The organism is Streptomyces sp. NPDC046870 (assembly GCF_040704595.1).
In the GTDB taxonomy this organism is placed as follows: Bacteria; Actinomycetota; Actinomycetes; order Streptomycetales; family Streptomycetaceae; genus Streptomyces; species Streptomyces argyrophylli.
This window is the reverse complement of sequence record NZ_JBEYXM010000010.1, coordinates 79129-98676: the sequence shown is the minus strand read 5'-3', so window position 1 is coordinate 98676 and position 19548 is coordinate 79129. Positions and strand designations below refer to the sequence as shown.

General features: G+C 69.3%; 16 protein-coding genes and 2 pseudogenes. 9 read left to right on the top strand and 9 right to left on the bottom strand.

Annotated features, from left to right (window positions below; all coding sequences use genetic code 11):
• Position 1: 1 nt before the first annotated feature.
• Together AB0946_RS22470 and gvpJ are read right to left on the bottom strand one after the other, a co-directional pair.
• On the bottom strand, positions 2-991 hold the full coding sequence (locus tag AB0946_RS22470; protein WP_366762406.1) for a magnesium and cobalt transport protein CorA: 990 nt from the start codon (positions 989-991) through the stop codon (positions 2-4).
• 217 nt (positions 992-1208) lie between these two features.
• Positions 1209-1589 carry a gas vesicle protein GvpJ gene (gvpJ, locus tag AB0946_RS22465; RefSeq protein ID WP_366762405.1) on the bottom strand — a complete coding sequence of 127 codons (381 nt, stop codon included), beginning with the start codon at positions 1587-1589 and terminating at the stop codon, positions 1209-1211.
• A 335-nt stretch (positions 1590-1924) separates the two neighbouring features.
• Between gvpJ and AB0946_RS22460 the strand changes: the two genes are divergently transcribed.
• The 4 genes and pseudogenes from AB0946_RS22460 to AB0946_RS22445 all read left to right on the top strand — a co-directional run bounded on the left by AB0946_RS22460 (position 1925) and on the right by AB0946_RS22445 (position 3828).
• Positions 1925-2296, top strand: a complete 372-nt coding sequence (locus AB0946_RS22460; protein WP_366762554.1) for a phage holin family protein — start codon at positions 1925-1927, stop codon at positions 2294-2296.
• Complete coding sequence (locus tag AB0946_RS22455; RefSeq protein WP_366762404.1) at positions 2293-2805, top strand: DUF3618 domain-containing protein; 513 nt, start codon at positions 2293-2295, stop codon at positions 2803-2805. Before AB0946_RS22460 ends, AB0946_RS22455 begins: the two co-directional genes overlap by 4 nt.
• A gap of 58 nt (positions 2806-2863) precedes the next feature.
• Positions 2864-2983: pseudogene (locus tag AB0946_RS22450) on the top strand (DUF4235 domain-containing protein); the annotation flags it as partial.
• A gap of 221 nt (positions 2984-3204) precedes the next feature.
• On the top strand, positions 3205-3828 hold the full coding sequence (locus AB0946_RS22445; protein ID WP_366762403.1) for a LysE family translocator: 624 nt from the start codon (positions 3205-3207) through the stop codon (positions 3826-3828).
• A 318-nt stretch (positions 3829-4146) separates the two neighbouring features.
• On the opposite strand, the gene AB0946_RS22440 is transcribed toward AB0946_RS22445, so the two are convergent.
• On the bottom strand, positions 4147-5085 hold the full coding sequence (locus AB0946_RS22440; protein WP_366762402.1) for an AraC family transcriptional regulator: 939 nt from the start codon (positions 5083-5085) through the stop codon (positions 4147-4149).
• 104 nt (positions 5086-5189) lie between these two features.
• Between AB0946_RS22440 and AB0946_RS22435 the strand changes: the two genes are divergently transcribed.
• Positions 5190-6128 carry an MBL fold metallo-hydrolase gene (locus AB0946_RS22435; protein WP_366762553.1) on the top strand — a complete coding sequence of 313 codons (939 nt, stop codon included), beginning with the start codon at positions 5190-5192 and terminating at the stop codon, positions 6126-6128.
• A 71-nt stretch (positions 6129-6199) separates the two neighbouring features.
• On the opposite strand, the pseudogene AB0946_RS22430 reads toward AB0946_RS22435, so the two are convergent.
• The 3 genes and pseudogenes from AB0946_RS22430 to AB0946_RS22420 form a co-directional block, all read right to left on the bottom strand.
• Positions 6200-6322 (bottom strand): annotated as a pseudogene (locus tag AB0946_RS22430) (leucine zipper domain-containing protein); the annotation flags it as partial.
• Complete coding sequence (locus tag AB0946_RS22425) at positions 6319-7497, bottom strand: Cmx/CmrA family chloramphenicol efflux MFS transporter (protein ID WP_366762401.1); 1179 nt, start codon at positions 7495-7497, stop codon at positions 6319-6321. The gene AB0946_RS22425 and the pseudogene AB0946_RS22430, both read right to left, overlap by 4 nt.
• Positions 7498-8325: 828 nt before the next feature.
• Positions 8326-8742, bottom strand: a complete 417-nt coding sequence (locus AB0946_RS22420; protein WP_028424957.1) for a helix-turn-helix domain-containing protein — start codon at positions 8740-8742, stop codon at positions 8326-8328.
• Between the two features lie 57 nt (positions 8743-8799).
• Here AB0946_RS22420 and AB0946_RS22415 point away from each other — a divergent pair, with 57 nt between their 5' ends.
• The 4 genes from AB0946_RS22415 to AB0946_RS22400 all read left to right on the top strand — a co-directional run bounded on the left by AB0946_RS22415 (position 8800) and on the right by AB0946_RS22400 (position 12314).
• Positions 8800-9669, top strand: coding sequence for an alpha/beta fold hydrolase (locus AB0946_RS22415; protein ID WP_366762400.1), 870 nt, complete (start codon positions 8800-8802; stop codon positions 9667-9669).
• A gap of 76 nt (positions 9670-9745) precedes the next feature.
• The gene (locus AB0946_RS22410; protein WP_366762399.1) at positions 9746-10666 is read left to right on the top strand and encodes an alpha/beta hydrolase; all 921 of its coding nucleotides are present in this window, start codon (positions 9746-9748) and stop codon (positions 10664-10666) included.
• A 165-nt stretch (positions 10667-10831) separates the two neighbouring features.
• Complete coding sequence (locus AB0946_RS22405) at positions 10832-11020, top strand: hypothetical protein (RefSeq protein WP_366762568.1); 189 nt, start codon at positions 10832-10834, stop codon at positions 11018-11020.
• 205 nt (positions 11021-11225) lie between these two features.
• The gene (locus AB0946_RS22400) at positions 11226-12314 is read left to right on the top strand and encodes a MerR family transcriptional regulator (RefSeq protein WP_366762398.1); all 1089 of its coding nucleotides are present in this window, start codon (positions 11226-11228) and stop codon (positions 12312-12314) included.
• A gap of 358 nt (positions 12315-12672) precedes the next feature.
• On the opposite strand, the gene AB0946_RS22395 is transcribed toward AB0946_RS22400, so the two are convergent.
• From AB0946_RS22395 to AB0946_RS22385, 3 genes are read right to left on the bottom strand one after another with little or no spacing between them, the layout of a single operon-like run.
• The gene (locus tag AB0946_RS22395) at positions 12673-14703 is read right to left on the bottom strand and encodes a PQQ-dependent sugar dehydrogenase (RefSeq protein WP_366762397.1); all 2031 of its coding nucleotides are present in this window, start codon (positions 14701-14703) and stop codon (positions 12673-12675) included.
• Positions 14704-14713: 10 nt separating this feature from the next.
• Entirely contained in the window at positions 14714-16306 is a 1593-nt protein-coding gene (locus AB0946_RS22390; protein WP_366762396.1) for an alpha-galactosidase, read from the bottom strand.
• Entirely contained in the window at positions 16303-19539 is a 3237-nt protein-coding gene (locus AB0946_RS22385; RefSeq protein ID WP_366762395.1) for a glycosyl hydrolase family 28 protein, read from the bottom strand. Before AB0946_RS22385 ends, AB0946_RS22390 begins: the two co-directional genes overlap by 4 nt.
• Positions 19540-19548: the final 9 nt, after the last annotated feature.

Genomic DNA, 19548 nt, shown 5'->3' with positions numbered 1-19548 from the left:
GTCACAACCATCCGTTGCGGCGGAAGGCCCGGTACAGCAGTCCGGCGCCGAGGGCCATCACGGCGAGCGCGCACGGGTAGCCGTAGCGCCAGTCGAGTTCGGGCATGTGGGCGAAGTTCATGCCGTAGATCCCGGCGACCATGGTGGGAACGGCGAAGATGGCCGCCCAGGCGCTGATGCGGCGCATGTCGTCGTTCTGCCAGGTGCCCACCTTCGCGAGATGGGCGTCCAGGACGGAGGCGAGCAGGTCGTCCATCGCCCGGACTTCGGTGTCGGTGCGGGTCAGGTGGTCGGCGACGTCACGGAAGTACGGCACGACCTGCCGTGGCCAGTCGTCCCCCGCCTTGGTGAAGGGCTGCATGACGGGGACGAGCGGCTGGATGGCGTCACGGAACTCCACCACCTCGCGTTTGAGCGAGTAGATCCGTTCCGTGAGGTCGTCCCGTGCGGGGGAGAAGACGCACCGCTCCAGTTCCGACAGGTCTGTGCGTACCTGGGCGGCGGCCTCGGCGTACGCGTCGACGATCACGTCGGTCACCGCGTGCAGGACGGCGACCGGTCCGAGCCGTGCCATGTCCGGCTGCTGTGCGAGGCGGCGCGCGGCCTCCGCGGTGGGATCGTCCGCCCCGTGCCGCACGGTCAGCGCGAAGGACGGTCCGAGGAAGACCATCACTTCGCCGGTTTCCACGTCCGCGGTCCGCTCGACGAACCACAAGGTCTTCACCGCTACGGCCAGCACGTCGCCGTAGCGTTCCTGCTTCGGCCGCTGGTGGGCCTGGACCGCGTCCTCGATGGCCAGCGGATGCAGCTTGAGGTGCTCGCCCAGCCGCTGCAGCTCCTCCTGGCCCGGATCGTGCATGCGGATCCAGGCGAACTCATCCGGCTTCAAGTCCGCCAGACGGTCCAGGGTGACCTCGCACCCGGCGTCCGCCTGCCGGCAGTCGATCTGCTCGCACTCGCCCGTCCGCTCCTGGTAAATCAAGCACTCCATGCCTCTTCGGATGCTTCGGCCGGCCCGATCCATGCTCTGGAAGTGCGAGACCCGCACCCGCGAGCCATCCGCACACCAGACCTTCACACGGGTCGGCTGGTGATCGGGCACCGGTGGCAACCCGCCCAGGTGTCGCCGGCCGGAGGGACCGGAGGGACCGGAGGGACCTGTTGCCGGGATGGTCGCTGTGCTGCCGCCTGTGGCGGGCCAGTCGCTGTCATTCCCCCTTGCCGCGCGCGACCCGGTCGCGCTGACGCTCCCGGCCCTCGTCGCGGGCCCCCTGGAAGGCGCCGGACTCCCGGGCACCGGGCAGGGCCCGCTCGGTCTTGCCGCGGCCGCCGGACTGCGTGAGCTCCGCGAGCCCGGCTGGTTTGCCCGGCCCCGCTTCCAGGTCGAGGCGGTTGCACGCCTCGGCGAAGCGGAGGTAGGTGTCGACGCTGGCGACGACGACCCGCACCTCGATCTTGAGTATCTCGATCCCGAGCAGGGAGACCCGCACGTACGCGTCGATCACCAGCCCGCGGTCGAGAATGAGTTCCAGTACGTCGTAGAGGCCGCTGGAACCGCCTCCGCCGCCCTGCTGTGCCGCGACGGTCATCGCGACCAACCCCTTGTCCGTCTCTTCGCGGTCCCGTCGACGCCGTCCCTCGCTGCGACGCAGGCTTACCCGCTCGAGTAGCCGCCACCACCTGCGAGCAAACACACGCACGAGCGGTGCGGGCCCCGCGGCACGGCGACCGTCTCGGGATGCGATCACTTCACACAGCCTGCCCTGAACTCGCCGGCTCGGGGTACTCCCGGGCCCAGAGGACGGGCGGACCCATGCGGTCCGCCCGCAGGAACGCAGAGGAACGGGAGGTGACCGCCGTGTCGAGCACGCAGCCGCACCACGCCGGGTCCGGCCGGAGCGTGGACCGCCTGGACCAGGAGCCGGTGGGCGAGCTGGTGCAGCGGGCCTCGCAGCAGCTGACCGAGCTGGTGCGCGGCGAACTGCGCCTGGCGCAGGCGGAGATGAAACAGAAGGGCAAGCGCTACGGCAAGGGTGGCGGGCTGTTCGGCGGGGCCGGCGTGGTCGGCTTCCTGATGGCGCAGGCGCTGGTCGCCACCGTGATCGCCGCGCTGGCCGTGGCGCTGCCGGTGTGGGCAGCCGGGCTGATCGTCACAGCGGTGCTGGGTGTGATCGCCGCGGTGCTGGCCATGAGTGGAAAGAAACAGGTCGACCAGGCCGCGCCGCCCACGCCCGAGCAGACGGTCGAGAACGTGAAGGCCGACGTGGCCGAGATCAAGGAGAGTGCGCACCGATGACCCAGCCGCCGCACGACGAGCCCACCGCCACCAGCCCCGAGGAACTGCGCGAGCAGGTCGAACAGACCCGACACGAGCTCGGGGACACGGTCGAGGCGCTCGCAGCGAAGACCGACGTGAAGGCACGCGCCCAGGAGAAGGCCGCCGAGGTCAAGGAGCAGGCTGCCGCGAAGGCCGCCGAGGTCAAGGAGCAGGCTGCCGCGAAGGCCGACGAGCTGAAGGAGCAGGCCGCCCTCAAGGCCGTGGAACTGAAGGCGAAGGCCGCCGACCTGGCCCACCAGGCACAGGACCGCCTGCCCGACCCGGTCAAGGACAAGGCCGCCCAGGCCGCCGAGCAGGCCCGGGCCAAGGCCGCCCAGGCCGGTCAGCTGTGGGAGGAGAAGGCGCCCGAGCCGGTGCGGGAGAAGACCGCCCGGGGGGCCCAGCTGGCGCGGGACAACCGCAAGGTGCTGCTGGCGGCAGCGGGTGCGGTCGTGGTGTGGCTGGCCTGCCGCCGCCGGAAGGGCTGAGCCGGTGAAGGCGTCGAAGACCGCCATGCTCGGCCGCCACGGGGACCCCACGGGCCCCACCGACGAGGACCGCTCCTGACGCGAGGCGCACCTCGCCGCCACGCTCCAGGGCGCGATCTTCGCCGGTGCCGAAGCGGCCGTCGGCCGCGCCGGCGCCACAGCCGTCCGCCGCCTCACGGAACCTGACCCGGCTGACGCGCACGGGGACGTGGGAGGGCTGGTAGGAGAACGAACACCGGCCCTCCCATCGCCTCGGCCGGTTCCCGTACGAAGGACCGCAGCAGTCATCGCCACGATCTCCGTCGCCCGGGCGGTCACCCTCCAGGGGGAGGGACAGGCCGGGCGCGATGCCGGCGATGGGCTCCTGGCACGCCACGCCGATGCCGGAGGTAGTTGACCATGGTGGACTTAGCGGTACTGCCGAGCTATGTCGCGGTGATCCTGCTCTTTCTCGCTCCACCCGGGCCCGATATGGCCTACATGCTCGCAGTGGGCCTCGAAGGGGGCCGCCTGTCCGCGCTGAGGGCCATCCTCGGCATAGGGACAGGCATGAGTGTCTATGCCGCCGCCGTCGTGGCCGGGATGGGGGAGATCGCCGAATCGCACCCATCGGTGCTTGATACGGTGAGAATTCTGGGTGCAGCGTATCTGCTGTGGTTGGCGTACGTGACGATGCGAAGTGCACGTCGTGCGATCAACGGACACGGCGATATCACGACAGGTAGGTGGTATCTGCGAGGAATGCTGGTCAGCCTGACGAACCCGAAAATAATACTCTTCTACCTCGCAGTGCTCCCGCAGTTCACAGGAAATGCGGAGAACGCAGAGTTACAGATGCTGGTTCTCGGTGCAGTCAACGTCCTGATGGAGGTGATTCTTTACGGGTCCATTGGTGTGCTGTCAGGATTCTTTCACGCCCGCCTCACCGGCTCAACGAAAGCGACGGCTGTGCTGAATTATGCCGCGTGTGTCGTGTACGTTGTGCTGGCGGTGGTGATCGTATTCGAGGTTCTCCTGGCCTGAGAGGATCTGCCTGCGCGATCAGGGACTTCCAGTTGTCGGTCCTGGATCCAGGACCAGTGATCTTCCACAACGCCCTGGACATCGCGGAGATTGTCCGGCAACTGCTGGAAGAGGGCTGGGAGATCGACCCGGAGGACCTGGCCCACATCTCCCCTACCTGACCGAGCACATCAACCGGTTCGGCGAGTATCCAACGCACGAACCCGGTATCCAGCCCGAGGCGTACGGCCCGAAACTCGACGTCGGCCTCGCCCCGCTACGCGAGCGGGACCCGGCCGCCGTCGGCTCCAGTCAAGCCGCCTGACCAGGTTCCCGCTGTCAGTTTCTTTCGGCGTCAGCGGATCGTCCCGCGGCCTGGGCTCGATACCGGCCCGGTGTGGTGCCGAACTCCCTTTGGAAGGCGTGTGACAGCGCGTACGGGCTGCCATAGCCGACTCGGCCGGCGATGGTGGCCAGGGTGTCCGAGGTGTCGCGGAGCAGGTTGGCGGCGCGGATCACGCGCCACCAGGTGAGGTACGCCATCGGCGGGCGGCCGACCAGGGCGGTGAACCGGCGCGCCAGGGTGGGACGAGAGACGCCCGCCTCCGCCGCCAGACGGTCATTGCTCCACGGTGCGGCCGGGTCCGAATGCAGCGCCCGCAGGGCGGCGGCCACCACCGGGTCGCCCAGTACGCGGGGCCAGGCTCCGCTGGGGGCCTCGGTCATCCAGGCACGGATCATGTAGACGAGGAGGAGGTCGAGCAGGCTCGGGAGCGCCACGCAGGAGCCGGGTCGCATCTCATCCAGCTCACCGGCGAGCAGATCGATGGCGGCACGAAGTTCGAGGTGGCTGCCCACTCGGCTGGGAAGGTGGACGACCTCAGGCAGCTCTGCCATGAGCGGATGCATGCGGCTGCAGTCGAGCCAGTACTTGCCGCAGAGCACCTCTGTCCCGCAGCTGTCGGGCTGGGTTCGCGACTCTGTCTCCACAAGCCATTGTTCGAACGGCACCGCCTTCTTCTTCGCTGCCGCCGCATCGACCGGGAAATCGGCGATGACATGGCCTGTGCCATGGGGAAGCAACACCGCGTCCCCCACACCGAGAGGTAGGGGGGCGCTGCTGTCGGTCAGGAGCCAGCAGTGGCCTTTGAGGACGACGTAGAAGCCCGCGCCGTCGTACGGGTCCAGTCGCGCGCACCAGCTCCCGCTTGTCCGCAACCGGTGGGACCAGGGGTGCCCGAGGCGCACGGCGGAGATCGCATCGCTCACCACATCCATCCGTCCAGGATACGTGCCGTATGAAGGATGAGACGCGTTCGTATTTTTTCGAGCCGGATGCATATCGAAACGGTCGTTCGGCCTTTCTTAAGGTGGATCACGTGATGAACGAGAACGAGAGTGCGCAAAGCATGGTGCTGGGAGACGTCGAGGTCGTCCGGGTCGTCGAGTGGCACCAGCCGTTCCTGCCTACCTCCGGCATGTTCCCGGGAGCTGCCGCCGATGTGTGGAAGGACAACGAGGACTGGCTGGCACCGGACCACTGGGAGCCGGACAGCGACTTGGCGGTGCTTGCTCTGCAGAGCTGGGTGCTGCGCAGCGCGGGCCGGACCGTCCTGGTCGACACCGGAGCGGGAAACGGGCGCGAGCGACCGGGCATGGGACCGTTCCACCGCGCCCAGAGCGATTTCCTCGGCCTCCTGGCGAGGGCCGGTGTCCGCCCGCAGGATGTCGACGTCGTCGTCAACACCCACCTCCACGTCGACCACGTCGGCTGGAACACCGTCGACGCGGACGGGCAGTGGGTACCGGCGTTCCCCAACGCGCAATACCTCATTCCGGCCGCCGACGACTTCCACTACGGTCCGGACAACGCGTACGGAAACGGCGCGCGGCAGGTCGACCGCCTGATCTACGAAGACAGCATCGCGCCCATCCACCAGGCCGGACAGGCCGTGCTGTGGGACGGCCTCCACCGCATCGACGAACACCTCACCCTGGAGTCCGCGCCCGGTCACACTCCCGGCTCATCCGTGCTGCGACTCGCATCCGGCAGCGACCGGGCAGTCTTCGTCGGAGATCTGCTGCACAGCCCGGTGCAGATCCTGCACCCCTGCTGCAACAGCAACGCCTGCCTGGCCCCGGAACAAGCGGTGGCCAGCCGCCGTCGGGTTCTCGGGCGGGCGGCTGACGAACGGGAGCTGCTCGTTCCCGCGCACTTCGGCGGCGCAGGAGCCCTGGAAGTACGACGGGACAGTGACAGGTTCGCCCTCGGCCCATGGGCGACAGCCAGCCGGAAGAAGAGTTCGCCCGCCTTCGAATGAGCCATGACCCCACCCGCCCGCCGCCGCGCAGTCCTCCAAAACCCTTGACGCCTCGGCGGACGGCGCGAGCGTCGCCACAGACAGGCGCGGCAGACGCCGGCCTCGGCGGCGACGTGCGCGATCGGACGGGTGCGGCAGCGCTCCACAAGCCGTCGACGTCCCTCGATGTTCAAGGGCGCGTTCGCATGTGTCACCGCAGCACCTCCGTGTTCCGGCCGGCCGTGATGACGGTGAGGAGGGGGAATGCGATGAGCAGCGCAACTGCGACGAGAAGCCCGCTTGTCCAGAGCGGTCCGAGGGCCCCGGCTTCGGTGCCGAGCGTGGCTGCAGCGACGACGGGGCCGACGGCGGCGCCCACGTTCAGCGCCGCCGTCGCATACGAGCCGGCCATCGTGGGGGCTCCCGCAGCCTCGTAGAGGACCCGTGTGATCAGCGTGCTGCCCAGCGCGAACGACAGCGCGCCCTGCACGAACACGAGGGTGAACAGGGCGGCCGGCTCGTTGGCCAGCACCGCCAGAGTGGGCCAGCCGATGAGCAGCAGCGGACCGGCGACCGCGATGACCGGGCCGGGACTTCGGTCGGACAGCCGTCCGGCGACGGTGACGCCCACGAAGGAACCGGCACCGAAGAGCATCAGAGCGACAGAGATCCACAACTCGCCCAGCCCGGCGCTGTCGGTCACCACGGGGGCAAGGAAGGTGAGGCTGCCGAAGGTTGCCGCGTTCACCAGCGCGCCGAGCAGCATCACCAGGATCAACCGCGGCCGGGCGAGCTGGGCGAGCTCCGCTCGCAACGCCGGCCTGCCGGTCGCCCCGTCCTCGTCACGTCCTGCGGGGATGCCTTTCAGGATGCCGAGAGCGGCAGGCAGGCAGAGAGCGGCGACTACCCAGAAGGTGGCCCGCCAGCCGAGTGCCGTGCCGAGCACTGACCCACCGGGGACACCGGCGATCGTGGCCACCGTCGTGCCCGACAGCAGGACGGCCAGTGCGCGTCCCTTCCTGTCGGGTGAGACCAGAGTGGCCGCAGCCGTCAGAGCGACGGCGAGGAACCCCGCGTTCGCGACTGCGGCGACGACTCGGGTAGCGAACAGGATGGGGAAGCTCGTGGTGACGGCGCCCAAGGCGTGAGTTGCCGCGAAAACGAGGACGAACCCCAGAAGGGCCGGGCGCCTGGGCCAGTTACGGGCAAGCGCGGCCACCAGGGGTGCGCCGACGATCATGCCGATCGCGAAGGCCGAGGTGAGCACGCCTGCTGTCCCGACGGTGACGTCGAAATCCGAGGCGATGTCCGGCAAGAGGCCGGCGAGCATGAACTCCGAGGTGCCCATGGCGAAGACCGCCAGGGCAAGCAGGTACAGCGGGAGGGGCATCGAGTGGCTCCGAGGTGAGGAGAGGCACGAGAAGGTCATCTCGTCACCGCGGCCAGCCCCGAGCGCAAACTCGTCCCACCACAGAAAGCGGCGCGACGACAGGGCTACGAACTCAGTGGTTCAGGGGGCTGACGGCGTGACCGAAAGCCCCCACCTTGTCTGACTCAGGACTCGACATGGCCCGCACGCTACCCGACCGACGCCCGCCTAAGCATCCTGCTTTCCCAGACATCGGCCTGCGTCACCAAGCTCCTGTCCCGCAACACCTAGTTGACTGGCTCGACTCCACGAAGTCTCATCAGGGGCGGCAGTCGCGTGCCCGACGGCGAAGGCGGCTACCGGCCCTGCGTGGCCCCTCGCCACGAGCGCGTAAGCCCGAGGAGCCGGTGTGTCCATGCACCTTCGCGAACCAGCGGGCTACGCGCCGCGTCCTCCTGATGCGCGCCCCGTACCGGGCGGGCGCTGTGCGAGGGAGAACAGGGGACGGATGACGGGTGAAACGACCGACCGGCAGGGCCGACCCGTCCGGTTCCGACCTGCCACGACGGGACGGGGCTGGCCCTTGGAACCCGTGTACCGGTCGCCTACCTGCCCGAAGGACCGAAAGGCGCAAGGGTATCCACCCGGAAGTACCGCCTATATCGTCGGCCTGTTCTTCGGAGCCATGCTCCGGCCCGGCGTCGCGGCTGGGTGCGTGCTCACACGCTGAGCTTGTTCTCCCACCTCGCTCTCACTCACGGATCCACCGCCACCCGTCACGGGACCCATCAGACACTCCCGACGACCTTGCTCATCGCCGACCTGGTCGGCCGTGGACCAGCCCTGCGCTCAGAGTGAACGGTCGAATGCGTCCTGATCGAGCTGAATCTGTGGCATGTGCATCTCCGCCCACTCTCGCAACTGTGACAGGGGTTGTGCCAACGACTTTCCACGCGCGGTGAGCCCGTAGAACACCCGTGGCGGAACGGAAGGCTCGACCCGGCGGGTGACGAGGCCATCCCGCTCGAGCGACCTCAGGGTCTGCGTCAGCATCTTCTGGGAGATCCCGGTCAGGGCTCGCTTGAGTTCGGTGAAACGAAGTTCGCCATCGGTCTGGTCAAGGGTCAGGACGAGCATTGTCGTCCATTTCGTGCCGACCCGGTCGAGCAGCTGCCTGGTGGGGCAGGCTGCATCGAAGAGGTCGCCGCGGTGAGGGGTCACCCCGAGGTGACCAGGGTTCCGGGAAGTGCCTCCTTGAACGTCCACGGTCGGTCTCCTATGTTCGCCTGGTATCCGATAGTAACCGACTGGATGAGATGAACGATGTTGACTGCCTACCTGGCGGACGCCCAAGCGCGGTACATCTCGGTGAACGACGTCCGCCTCGCGGTCGAGGTGGCGGGTGAGGGCCCCGCGGTCCTGCTGCTGCACGGTTTTCCGCACACGCGGGCGATCTGGTCCGAAGTCGCGCCGCTGCTGACGGCGGCCGGGCTTCGTGTCGTCGCGCCGGATCTACGCGGTCTGGGCGACAGCGACCGAGCGGCCGGCGGTTACCTGGCGACCGAGCTCGCCGGGGACCTGGTCGGGCTCCTCGACGCGCTTGACATCGGCCGGGCGCACGTCGTCGGCATCGACCTCGGCACCGCACCGGCGTTCGCGCTGGCGGCGACCCACGCGCACCGTGTGTCCAGCCTGACGCTGAGTGAGGCGGTGATCGGCACACTGCCCGGAGCCGAATCCTTCACGGCGAGCGGCGCCCCCTGGTGGTTCGGGCTCCACTCGGCTCCGGGCGGGTTCGCCGAAGACCTGCTGGAGGGACGGGAAGACCACTACATCCGGTTCTTCCTCGACGGCGGGAGCCGCCGCGGCCTCTCGGAGGCGCTGACCGCCCGGATCGTCGAGGCGTACCGTGGGCGGGAGTCCTTGCGGGCCGCTTTCGAGCATTACCGAGCGATGCCCGCGAACGCGGGCTGGATCTCCTCGTGGGTGGCGCACAACGTGTTCACACTTCCGGTGCTCACGATCGGCGGAGGCGCGGTCGGCGAGGGCACCGCGCGTCAACTCGCCCCTTTTAGCGAGAAGTTGACGGCCAGCCTGCTGCCCAACGCCGGCCACATCGTTCCGATCGACGAGCCCGAAGAGTTTTCGGCACTGGTAGCGCAGCACGTCAAGTCGGCGGAGGCGCGATCATGACGAACAAGCGCACCGTCGTCCTCAGCCCGGTCGAACGTCCACACCGCACCGGCCTCGAAACCAGGCAGGTGACAGCATGACTCGTGAGCAACGCGAGCAGGTCCGCGAACTCCGGCGGAACTCGCCGCTCGACCTCGGTGGCGATCTCGACGTCCAACGGCCGCAGTTCGAACAGATCCTCAGCTCGCAGCCGGTGCCCACCGACGCCATCGTCGAGAAGCTCGACCTGGCGGGTGTCGCCGCGCTGTCGGTCACGATCAACGGTGCGCCGCAACCGGTCGGCACCGCGCTCTACTTCCACGGCGGCGCGTTCGCGATGGGTTCGGCGAACAGCTCCTTGGGCTTGGTGACCCAGATCGCCCGGCGATCGGGACTGCGGGTCGTCACCGTGGATTACCGGCTTGCGCCGGAGCACCCGGCACCGGCCGCGGCGACCGATGCCGCGACGTGTTATGAAGCGCTGCTGGACTCGGGTATCGGCGCCGACGAACTGATCGTGATCGGGGAGTCCGCCGGAGGCGCGGTGGCACTGAGACTACTCACGTCACTGGTGGCGGGAAACAGGCCCGTACCGGCGGGCGCGGTGTTGCTGTCGCCGTGGATCGACTTGACATTGGCCGGCGACTCGATGACAACGCGGGCGTCCGTGGACGTCGCGGTGAATCGGGAAGCGCTCGCCCGGCGCGTGCTCGACTACGCCGGCGAAGGTGCTACCGCGGCGCGGGAGCACAGCCCGCTGTTCGACGACCTGCACGGGTTGCCGCCCACTCTCGTGCAGGTCGGAACGCACGAAACACTGCTCGACGACTCCATCCGGCTCGCCTCCCGCCTGGCAGCCGCCGACGTCTCGGTCATCCTCGACATCACCGCGGGAGTGCCACACGTCTTCCAGGGCTTCGCGCCGATCCTGGACGAGGGCGCATTGGCGCTCGACCGCGCGGGCCAGTTCGTCCGAACCGCGCTGAAACAACCGGCACGCGATCTTCCGCCCGGCTGATCCCCGTCATGAGAACTTCCGCCGGCCACATACCAAGGTGATCTTCGCTGCGAGGGAGTGTTCTTGCTCGTGTCGCTGTCGGATCTCCAGCGGGAGCGCACGTCGTCGGCCAGGTCCTCGTCGACGCGCCGAAGGACGTCGTGCCGGCTCTGCGTGCACTGCGCGATGAGCAGGTGGAGTCCCGCGCGGTGGTGGACACCGTGGTGGCTCTGCACCGGTGACCGCACCACCGGTGCGGGCGGAGCGAACGGCTGGGGCACGACCGCCCTGATGGGCGCGCTGTTCAGTTACTGGCTGCTCGCCCTGGGCATCACCGCCTACCGCAGCGCGGCCGCAGGCACACCCGCCGGGTGACCGGCCCCGCGCCGCCCACCCTGGTCGTCCTTCTGTTCCTCCAGCGCCGGATCCGCGAGGGGTCCGCGCAGGGAGCGGGCAAGCAGCGGCTCCCTGAGGCCGGCGGGGCCGCGTGCCCCGTGCCGCTCGGCCTGTCCGGCGGCCCGTCGGGGGGTTCCGGCCGCGGGTTGACCCTCGACCTGGTCGAGGGCTCACAGTTGCGGGTGTGGAGAACGAGATGCGCAGCATCGGGGAGATGGCCCGGGACTGCGGACTGAGTGTGAGCGCGCTTCGGTTCTACGACCGTGCCGGTGTACTGGTTCCGGCCCGGGTGGACCCGGTCAGTGCCTACCGCTGGTACGGGCCGGAGCAGGTGGCGGAGGCCCGGCTGCTGGCCTGTCTGCGCCGGACCGGCCTGCCCCTGGCGGACATCCGGATGGTCCTGGCCGGATGGTCCGGCGCCGACACGGATCTGGTGCGGGGGCTGCTCCAGGCCCATCTGCGCCGTCTCGAACGGGAGTTGGCCGTTGCCCGCAGGGAGTTCTCCGCGCTCCGAGCCCTACTCGACGCCAGGGAGAACCCCTTGACCTCGCTCAGCACCGCCGCCGTACGGCTGTCCGTCCCCGCGCCGGAGTTCGCCGCCGCGCTGGACGCGGTCCGTTTCGCCGCCGCCACGGACCCGGATCTGCCGATGCTCGGCGGAATCCTGTTCGACGTGGAGGGCGGCAGCCTGAACCTGGTGGCCACCGACCGCCACCGGATGGCCGTCGCGCGGGCAGCTGCCCACGGGTACGACGGGCCGCCGGTGCAGGCCGTGGTGCCGCTGCCCGTCGCCGACGCGATGCGTGCCCTGTCGGGAGGGGAGGAGCCGGTGTGGCTCACGCTGGACGGTGACCGGGTGTCGCTGGACTCCGCTGACCGGCAGGCCGCGGGCCACTGCCTGGAGCACGGCTTCCCGGACTACCGCCGGCTGGTCCGTCCCCCGGCCGGGCGGCGGATCACCGTCGATGTGGCGGCCTTCCGGGAGGCGCTGCGGACCGGTCCGGTCCGCGGGGTCCGCGGGCGGGACGGTGAGTCCGGTGGCGTCAGCGTGCTCCGGGTGGGCGGGGACGGCACGCTCACCCTCTGCGAGGACGGTGAGGAGGAGCCGGACGACATCGGCGTCAACCGGGAGTTCCTGCTGGACGCCCTGGCCGCCGGGGCCCGGGAGCGGCTGATCCTGGAACTGGGCGCTCCCGTGGCACCCCTGGCCATCCGCCGCCCGGACGACGACGGGGCGTTCTCGCTGCTGATGCCGGTCCGTCTGGAGGACTGACTCCGGCGGCGGGCCGGACAAGGGAAGGCCGCGCCGCGCAAGGCGACTGCCCGGTCGTCGGCGGGCGCGTCGGTGAGGACGTCGGCGCGGAAGGCTCCGCCGCGGCAGGCCCGGCACCGCGGGCCCGCGCCCGCGGTGCCGGCATCGTCCTCGGCGGCGACCGGCTCCACGCCGCCGAGGCGTGTGCCGGGCGTGACCTGGGCCTCTCGTTCGGATCATGCCGGGTTCGCGGGGTCTGGTGCCGCGCCTCGCCGCGTTGTCGTCGGTTGCCATGGCTCCGCCATGGCGCCCTCCTCCGCCTTGCGACACACGGCACCGGACCCCGCTCCCTGATCCGGCCCGATCCAAACGAAAGACCCTAGCCGATGCTCACCCGGAAGATCTTGTCCGATCCGTCGGGCTGGTTGCCGTTGTTGTCGCAGTTGGTGGTCGACAGCCACAGCTGGTCGGCCCCGGGGACCTTGGTGACGGTCCGCAGCCGGCCGTAGGTGCCCACGTAGTACGCGGTCGGCGTGCCCACGCTCTCGCTGTCGCCGTTGATCGGGATCCGCCACAGCCGTTCACCGCGCAGGGACGCCATGTAGACGACGTTGCGGACGACGGCGATACCGCTCGGGGACGCCTCGGAGACGTTCCAGGTGGCCTTGGGGTTGGTCATCCCGGCGACGCCGCACGTGCCCTCGCAGGTCGGCCAGCCGTAGTTGGCGCCCGGCTTGATCAGGTTCAGCTCGTCCTTGGAGCTGTTGCCGAACTCCGCTTCCCACAGACGCCCGTTGCGGTCGAAGGCGAGGCCCTGCGGGTTGCGGTGGCCGAGGCTGTAGACGTAGGTGCCGAACGGGTTGCCGGGGGCCGGCTTGCCGTCGGTCGTCATGCGCAGGATCTTGCCGTTGAGGGAGTTCCTGTCCTGCGCCAGGTCGGGCGTCTGGGCCTCTCCGGTGGACACGTACAGGTAGCCGTCGGGGCCGAACAGGAGCCGGCCGCCGTTGTGGTAGCGGTTCTTCTTGATGCCCTGGAGCAGGACCTTGTAGTCGCTGAGCCTGGTGCCGTCGTACGTCATGCGCACCACCCGGTTGCCCTCGGAGGCGGTGTGCATGAAGTAGACGTAGTGGTCGGTGCTCCACTCGGGGTCGACGGCGACGCCGAGCAGCCCGCCCTCGCCGTTGGTGGTGACGGCGTTCGGGACGGTGCCGACCTGGGTCCGCGTGCCGTCCTTGGCGACCTTCCAGACCCGGAAGTCGTCCCGCTCGGTGACCAGCGCGCTCTTGCCGTCGGGCATCCAGTAGACGCCCCAGGGGATGGTCCAGCCGGTGGAGAGCGTCGCGATCGAGGAGGGGACGCCGCCGTCGGTCGCGCACGCCTTCGTGGTGAAGGTGACGGTGTTGCCGGGGTCGGAGACGTTGCCGGCCGCGTCGCGGGCGACGACGTTCAGGCTGTACGGGCTGTTGCAGGCGAGCCCGGTGAGTGTGGTCGACGTGCCGCTGGTGACCGTGTCGTAGACGGTGGCGCCGCTGCGCACGTCGTAGGCGACGACCGCCTTGTCGTCGGTCGAGGCGCCCCACTTGAGGTCGGCGCTGTTCGCGGTGACGTTGCTCGCGGACAGCGTGCCGGGCTTGCTCGGCGGGGTGGTGTCGGAGCCGGGTCTGGTGATGCAGTCGACGACCGGGCTGGCGAGCGAGGTGTTGCCGGCCGCGTCGCGGGCGATCACCGTGAGGTTGTAGTCGGTGTTCGGGGTGAGCCCGGTCAGCGCCTTGGAGGTCGAACTCCCGGGCGCCTCACCGATCTTGTTTCCGTGCTCGTAGATGTCGTACGCGCTCACGCCCACGTTGTCCGTGGCCGCGCCCCAGGCCAGGGTGAGCGCGTCCTCGCCGATGTCCGAGCAGCTGGGCTGTCCGGGGCGGGTCGGGGCCTGGGTGTCGGCGGCCGCGTCGAGGCTGACGCGGTCGAGGTTGGGGCCGCCGTCGGCGGTGGTGGCGGTGGCCCGGATCTTGTCGGTGCCCGCGGTCAGCGGCACGTTGACGGTCTTGGCGGCCCAGGTGTTCCAGTCAGCGGTGGCCGGAAAGGACACCCCGGAGGCGACGACCGTGCCGTTCACGGAGATGTCCATCGGCCGGTCGGTGGAGGTCCCGTTGGCATAGCGCAGGGTGAGGGCGGAGCTGCCGGCGGAGGCCGCGCTCACCGTGAACTCCACGTAGGAGCCCCTGACGTTGGTGTAGTCGACGAAGCCGGTGCCGGTGTACCCGGTGTGGTTGGTGGCCACGGTGCCCTGCGAGATCAGGGCGTCCTCGGCCTGGTAGTCGGTCGCGGCCAGCGCGGTGCCCTGGCCGAGACCGGCGAGCGGCAGCGCCAGGGCCGCCGCGACGCCGTACGGCAGAACTCTTCTGATGTTCACGGATGCCCCCTCAGCCCGTGTACCGGGTGAAGACCTCGAGGTGGTCGTACGGCTGCTGCGTCACGCCGCCGCAGGAGCCGCCGTCGGTGCCCGAGCCGCAGGCCCGGTCGCGGTCGACCGCGTCGGCCACCCGGACCCGCTCACCGGAGTCGTCGGTCGTGCCGTTCGTCGACGACGGCCCGATGTGCGGGTGGGCGGTGGCGTTGCCGTAGCCGTACGCCGACTTCACCTGGGCGTTCTTGGCGGCCGTCGCCTCCGGGGGGTCGACGGGCTTGACCCGGACGAGCCGGGTCTCGCCCGGGCGCAGGGTCGCGCTGTAGGAGTCCGCGATCACGCCCTTGTGGGAACCGGACCAGAGGTCGGTCACGTCGCCGGAGCCGCTGAAGCCGACCTGGGACCAGTTCACGGCGACGGTGGCCTTGCCCGAGGTCCCGGTGTTGAACAGCGCCACGACGTACTGTCCGTCGCTCTCCTTCTTGCTCCAGACCTGCTGGACACCGCTGCTCACGATCCGCTTGGCGGCGACGCCGTCCTGGTCGACGCCGATCAGCCGGTCGTTGGTCAGCATCGCCTCGTCGACGGCGTCGAGTCGGGTGAGGTCGGTCCCGAGGAGCAGCGGCGCCGCCGCCATCGACCACAGCGTGAAGTGCGAGCGGCGCTGGTCGGCCGTCAGGCCCACCTGGTCGCCGTTGCCGATCTCCAGCGAGTCCAGGTCGTTCCAGCCGCCGGGACCTGCGTAGGGCTGCCAGGAGGCGGCCGAGTCGAACCGCTTGGAGACGTGGGACCAGTCGGTCAGCGGATAGCCGCTGCCGTTGCTCCCCGGCCCGCAGTAGCACTCGACGTCGCCCTGGGTGCGCCAGCTGTTCGCCAGTCTCCGCCAGGTGGGGGCGTCGGCGATCGGCAGGTTGTTGGACAGCGCGAAGGTGATGGGCCGTCCGCTGGCCCGCAGCGCCTTGTCCCAGGCCCGGACGTCGGCGATGTCCGCGCTGCCCACTCCGTCGATCTTCAGGTAGTCGACTCCCCAGGACGCGAACTGCTTGGCCCAGGAGTCGACGAACTCCTGCGCTCCCGGCTTGGAGTAGTCGATGTAGTACATGTTCTTGCAGTTGTAGTTCTTCTCGGTCTTCGAGGTGTCCGCGATGTCCTTCGCGTGGTACGAGGTCCCCTCGATCGGTGTGTTCTTGGTGACGGCGTTCTTCGCGATGCCGGGGGTGACGTAGAAGCCGAACTTCAGGCCCTTGGAGTGGACGTAGTCGGCCACCCCTTTGATGCCGTCCGGGAACTTGCCGGTGTCGACGGCCCAGCGGCCGTAGCCGTCGACGGTGAAGCCGTTGGAATCGCACTTCTGCCAGAAGTCGTCGAGGTTGACGTAGACGAAGCCGTGGTCCTTCAGGCCGCTGGAGACCAGCGCGTCGGCCTGCGCCTCGATCTTCGCCGCGGTGGGCCAGCGACGCACGAAGCTCCAGCTGGACCAGCCCATGGCGGGCCGTACGGACTGGCCGTTGTCGGAGGCGGCCGCCGGGTGGGCGGTGCCCATGAGCGGCACCGCCGTGGCGAGCAGCAGGCCGGCCGTCGCGGCCGTGAGCGATCCCAGCCGGATCATGACTGTCCCCCGTTCGCGGGTGTGGCGTACGACGTGCCGATCCACGCCTCGTCGACCCGCAGTCGCTTGTAGCGGGTGGTGTCGGTGGAGGCGGCCCAGGTGGTGTCGACCTCGAGCCGGACGTAGCGGGCGTTGGCGGCGGTCAGGTCGATGCCCTGGATGCCCCGGCGACTGGGCAGCCGGCCGGTCTTGACCGCGCTCCCCCAGGTCGAGCCGTCGTTGCTCAGGAACACCTGGTAGTCCTTGATCCGGGCCGACTGCTCCGTGTCCGAGCGCGCGTAGGCCACGGAGTCCTCGCGCTGGTTGAGCCCGATGTACTGCACCTTCTTGGCCGAGCCGAGGTCGAAGGTGAGGTTCACCGGCAGCGTCTTGTCGTTGTCCCAGTAGGTGAGGTAGTCGCCGTCACCCGCCGCCGACGCGGCGTGCCCGCTCGCGGAGGCGCTCGCGCCGACCTTGACGCCGGTGAGGATGCCCTGGCGGCCGGCCGTCGTGACCTTGAAGACCGTGTCGTACGGGTCCCAGTTCCCGAGCCCGGTCAGGCTGAGCACGCCGCCGGACTGCGACCACGAGACCGCAGCCCCTGTGCGGAGGTTGGTGACGGAGGCGACGCGGTAGCCGTTGTCCCGCACGCGCAGGGTGCCGGTGCTGGGCGGGGTCAGGACGTGGAGGTACTGCCGGTTCGCGTCGTCCTTGGCGATGGTCGTCACGCCGTACGCGCCGTCGTTCCAGGCGCCGGGCTTGAGGCCGCCGTACATGTAGCCGCCGCCCTCGGTGCCGTGCAGGGACTCCCAGATGGGGTCGAGGTAGGAGTCGGCGAAGGTGTTGAAGGAGGCCTGGTTCGACGGGAACTTGCCGTTGACCTGGGCCGTCTCGGCCATCAGTGCCTTCACCGAGGAGCCGGCGTTGGTGACGAGGCGGCCGAGGGTGAGCGCCCGGTCGACGGAGGGGTCGGAGCCGTCGTACCACCACGCACCGGTCGACGGCAGCTTGAAGTCGGCCTCGGTCAGGCGGGGTTGGGCGGTGTAGACGGCCTGCGGGTAGTCGTAGGCCGGGGTCATGCCCGTCTTCTGCTCATTGCTGATCATGTCCATGATCGGCGTGTCCTCGTTGTTGTTGCTGAGCGTGTAGTCCGGGCGCTTGTCGTAGATCTGCTGGTAGAGGTTGTGGCTCTCCCAGTAGGAGTTGTCGTTGTCGATCCAGAAGCCGCCGAGGTCGGGGTAGCGGTCCATGACCTCGAAGAAGTTGTCGTAACTGAACTGCCCGAAGCCGTCGTTGGTGGTCAGGTCGACGTTCTTGCCCTTGTAGGCGGAGTACGCGGCCGAGTCGAGCCACTCGTGACCGCCCTCGTCGTGCCACTGGGGGTCGTTGGTCATGTAGAGGATGACCTTCATGCCCTTGGCCTTGGCGGCCGTGATCAGTTCGCCGAGGAAGTCCCGCTTGGTCGAGCAGGATCCGGGGATCTTCGACGGCCAGGGGCGGGCGTAGCCGAGGCGGCTGTGGAAGGTGGCGAGGACCAGGTACTGCGTGTGCAGTTTCCGGGCCTCCTTCACCCAGTAGTCAGGCGTCCAGCCGCCGTCGGTGACGTCCTTCTCCCAGGCGGTGCAGCTGGTGTGGGCCGGTGCGGTGCGCAGGCCCCAGTGCAGGAAGAGGCCGCCGACGGAGGCGCGGAGGAAGTCCTGGCGGGGGTTCTCCAGGTCGAACGGCTTCGCCGCCGTACTGCCGCAGTCCTGGCTTCCCGAGACCCGCAGGGCACCCCCGGAGGTGGTGTGGCTGTCCGTCAGGCAGCCGCCGGTGACGTTCTGGAAACCCACGTCGAAGGGCGAGTCGCCGCCCTTCCGCGCGGTGAACCGGGTGAGCCGGATGCCGCTGGCCGCGTTGGCGATGAACGCGGGCCGGCCGTCGTCCGAGGCGAACTTCACCGAGCTGTCGGTGAACCGGACGTTGTCGGCGTTGTGCAGGTACCAGCCGTAGGCGGGCCGGGTGCCGATGCTCTTGGGGTTGTAGTCGGTCGAGTCGTTGCTCGGCACGGCCGTGGACATGGTGCCGTTGCCGCCGGGGACCGTGATGTCGACGTCCGTGAAGGTCACGCCGTTGATGCGGTGACCGGACTCGCCCCACAGGGTCGGGCTGAAGGAGGGGCTGTTGCCGGTCGCCGTGATGTTGTCGTACGTCACGTCGCTGATCGATCCGACGCCGGGACTGTTGCCGCAGCGTTTGCGGGTGCCGATCTTCTGCATGATCGGCGAGTGGACGTCGGTCATCGTGATGTCGCGGTAGTGGACGTCGGAGATCTTCGAGCCGTCCATCGAGACCATGCCGAGGCCGGACTTGTCCGCGCCGTCGATGCGGATGTTCTCGAACTGGTAGTCCGAGAAGTCGCCGCAGGTCTCCGAGCCGAACATCAGGGCGTTGCAGCACTTGGCACCGAGCAGCGAATCACTCACCCGCACATGCCCGTTGGGCAGCTTGGCGCCGAGCGCGTAGTCGCTCTTGAAGACCAGGGCGTCGTCGTTGGCGTGGATGGTGGCGTTGGTGATCGTGGCGTTGGTGGTGGAGATGACGTTCCAGCCGTCCCGGTCGCTCGCGGTGTCGATGGTCAGGTGATCGGAGGTCACGTCGGTGCAGCCGTTGACGAGGGCCGCGAAGTGGCCGCCCCGGCGCAGCGTGAGACCGTCGCCGATCCTGAGCCCGTCGCACCGGGTCAGCGAGATGATCTTGTCGGCCTCACCCGACTTCGGGTTCCCGGTGATCAGGTTGCCGGCGCCGTCGATGACGCCCTGGCCCACGAAGCCGATGTCGGTCAGCTTGTCGCCGTAGATCATCGCGTCGTGGAAGTGGCTGTGGCCGTAGTCCTGGTAGGCGTCGTACGGGTTGGACTCGGCCTTGTCGTAGGTGTCGGCGCTGGAGCCCTGGAGTGTGGCGCCCTTGTCGAGCCGGAGCGTCACATGGCTCTTCATGTGGAGGGTGTTCTTGGACTTGTAGGTCCCGGAGGGGAAACGGACGGTGCCGCCGCCCGCCGCGTTCGCGGCCGTGATCGCCTTGTCGATGGCGGGGCTGTCGTTGGTGGAGCCGTCGCCCTTGGCGCCGTAGTCGCGCACGTCGTACTCGGCGGCGGCGCGCGGGGTGGTGTGCGGGGCGGCGAGGGCCGCTGGGTGGGTGAGGCCGAGGACCACGGCCACCACGAACAGGACGACGACCGCCGCTCGGCGGCCCGGACCGGTGGGGGGTTTCATGTGATGGCT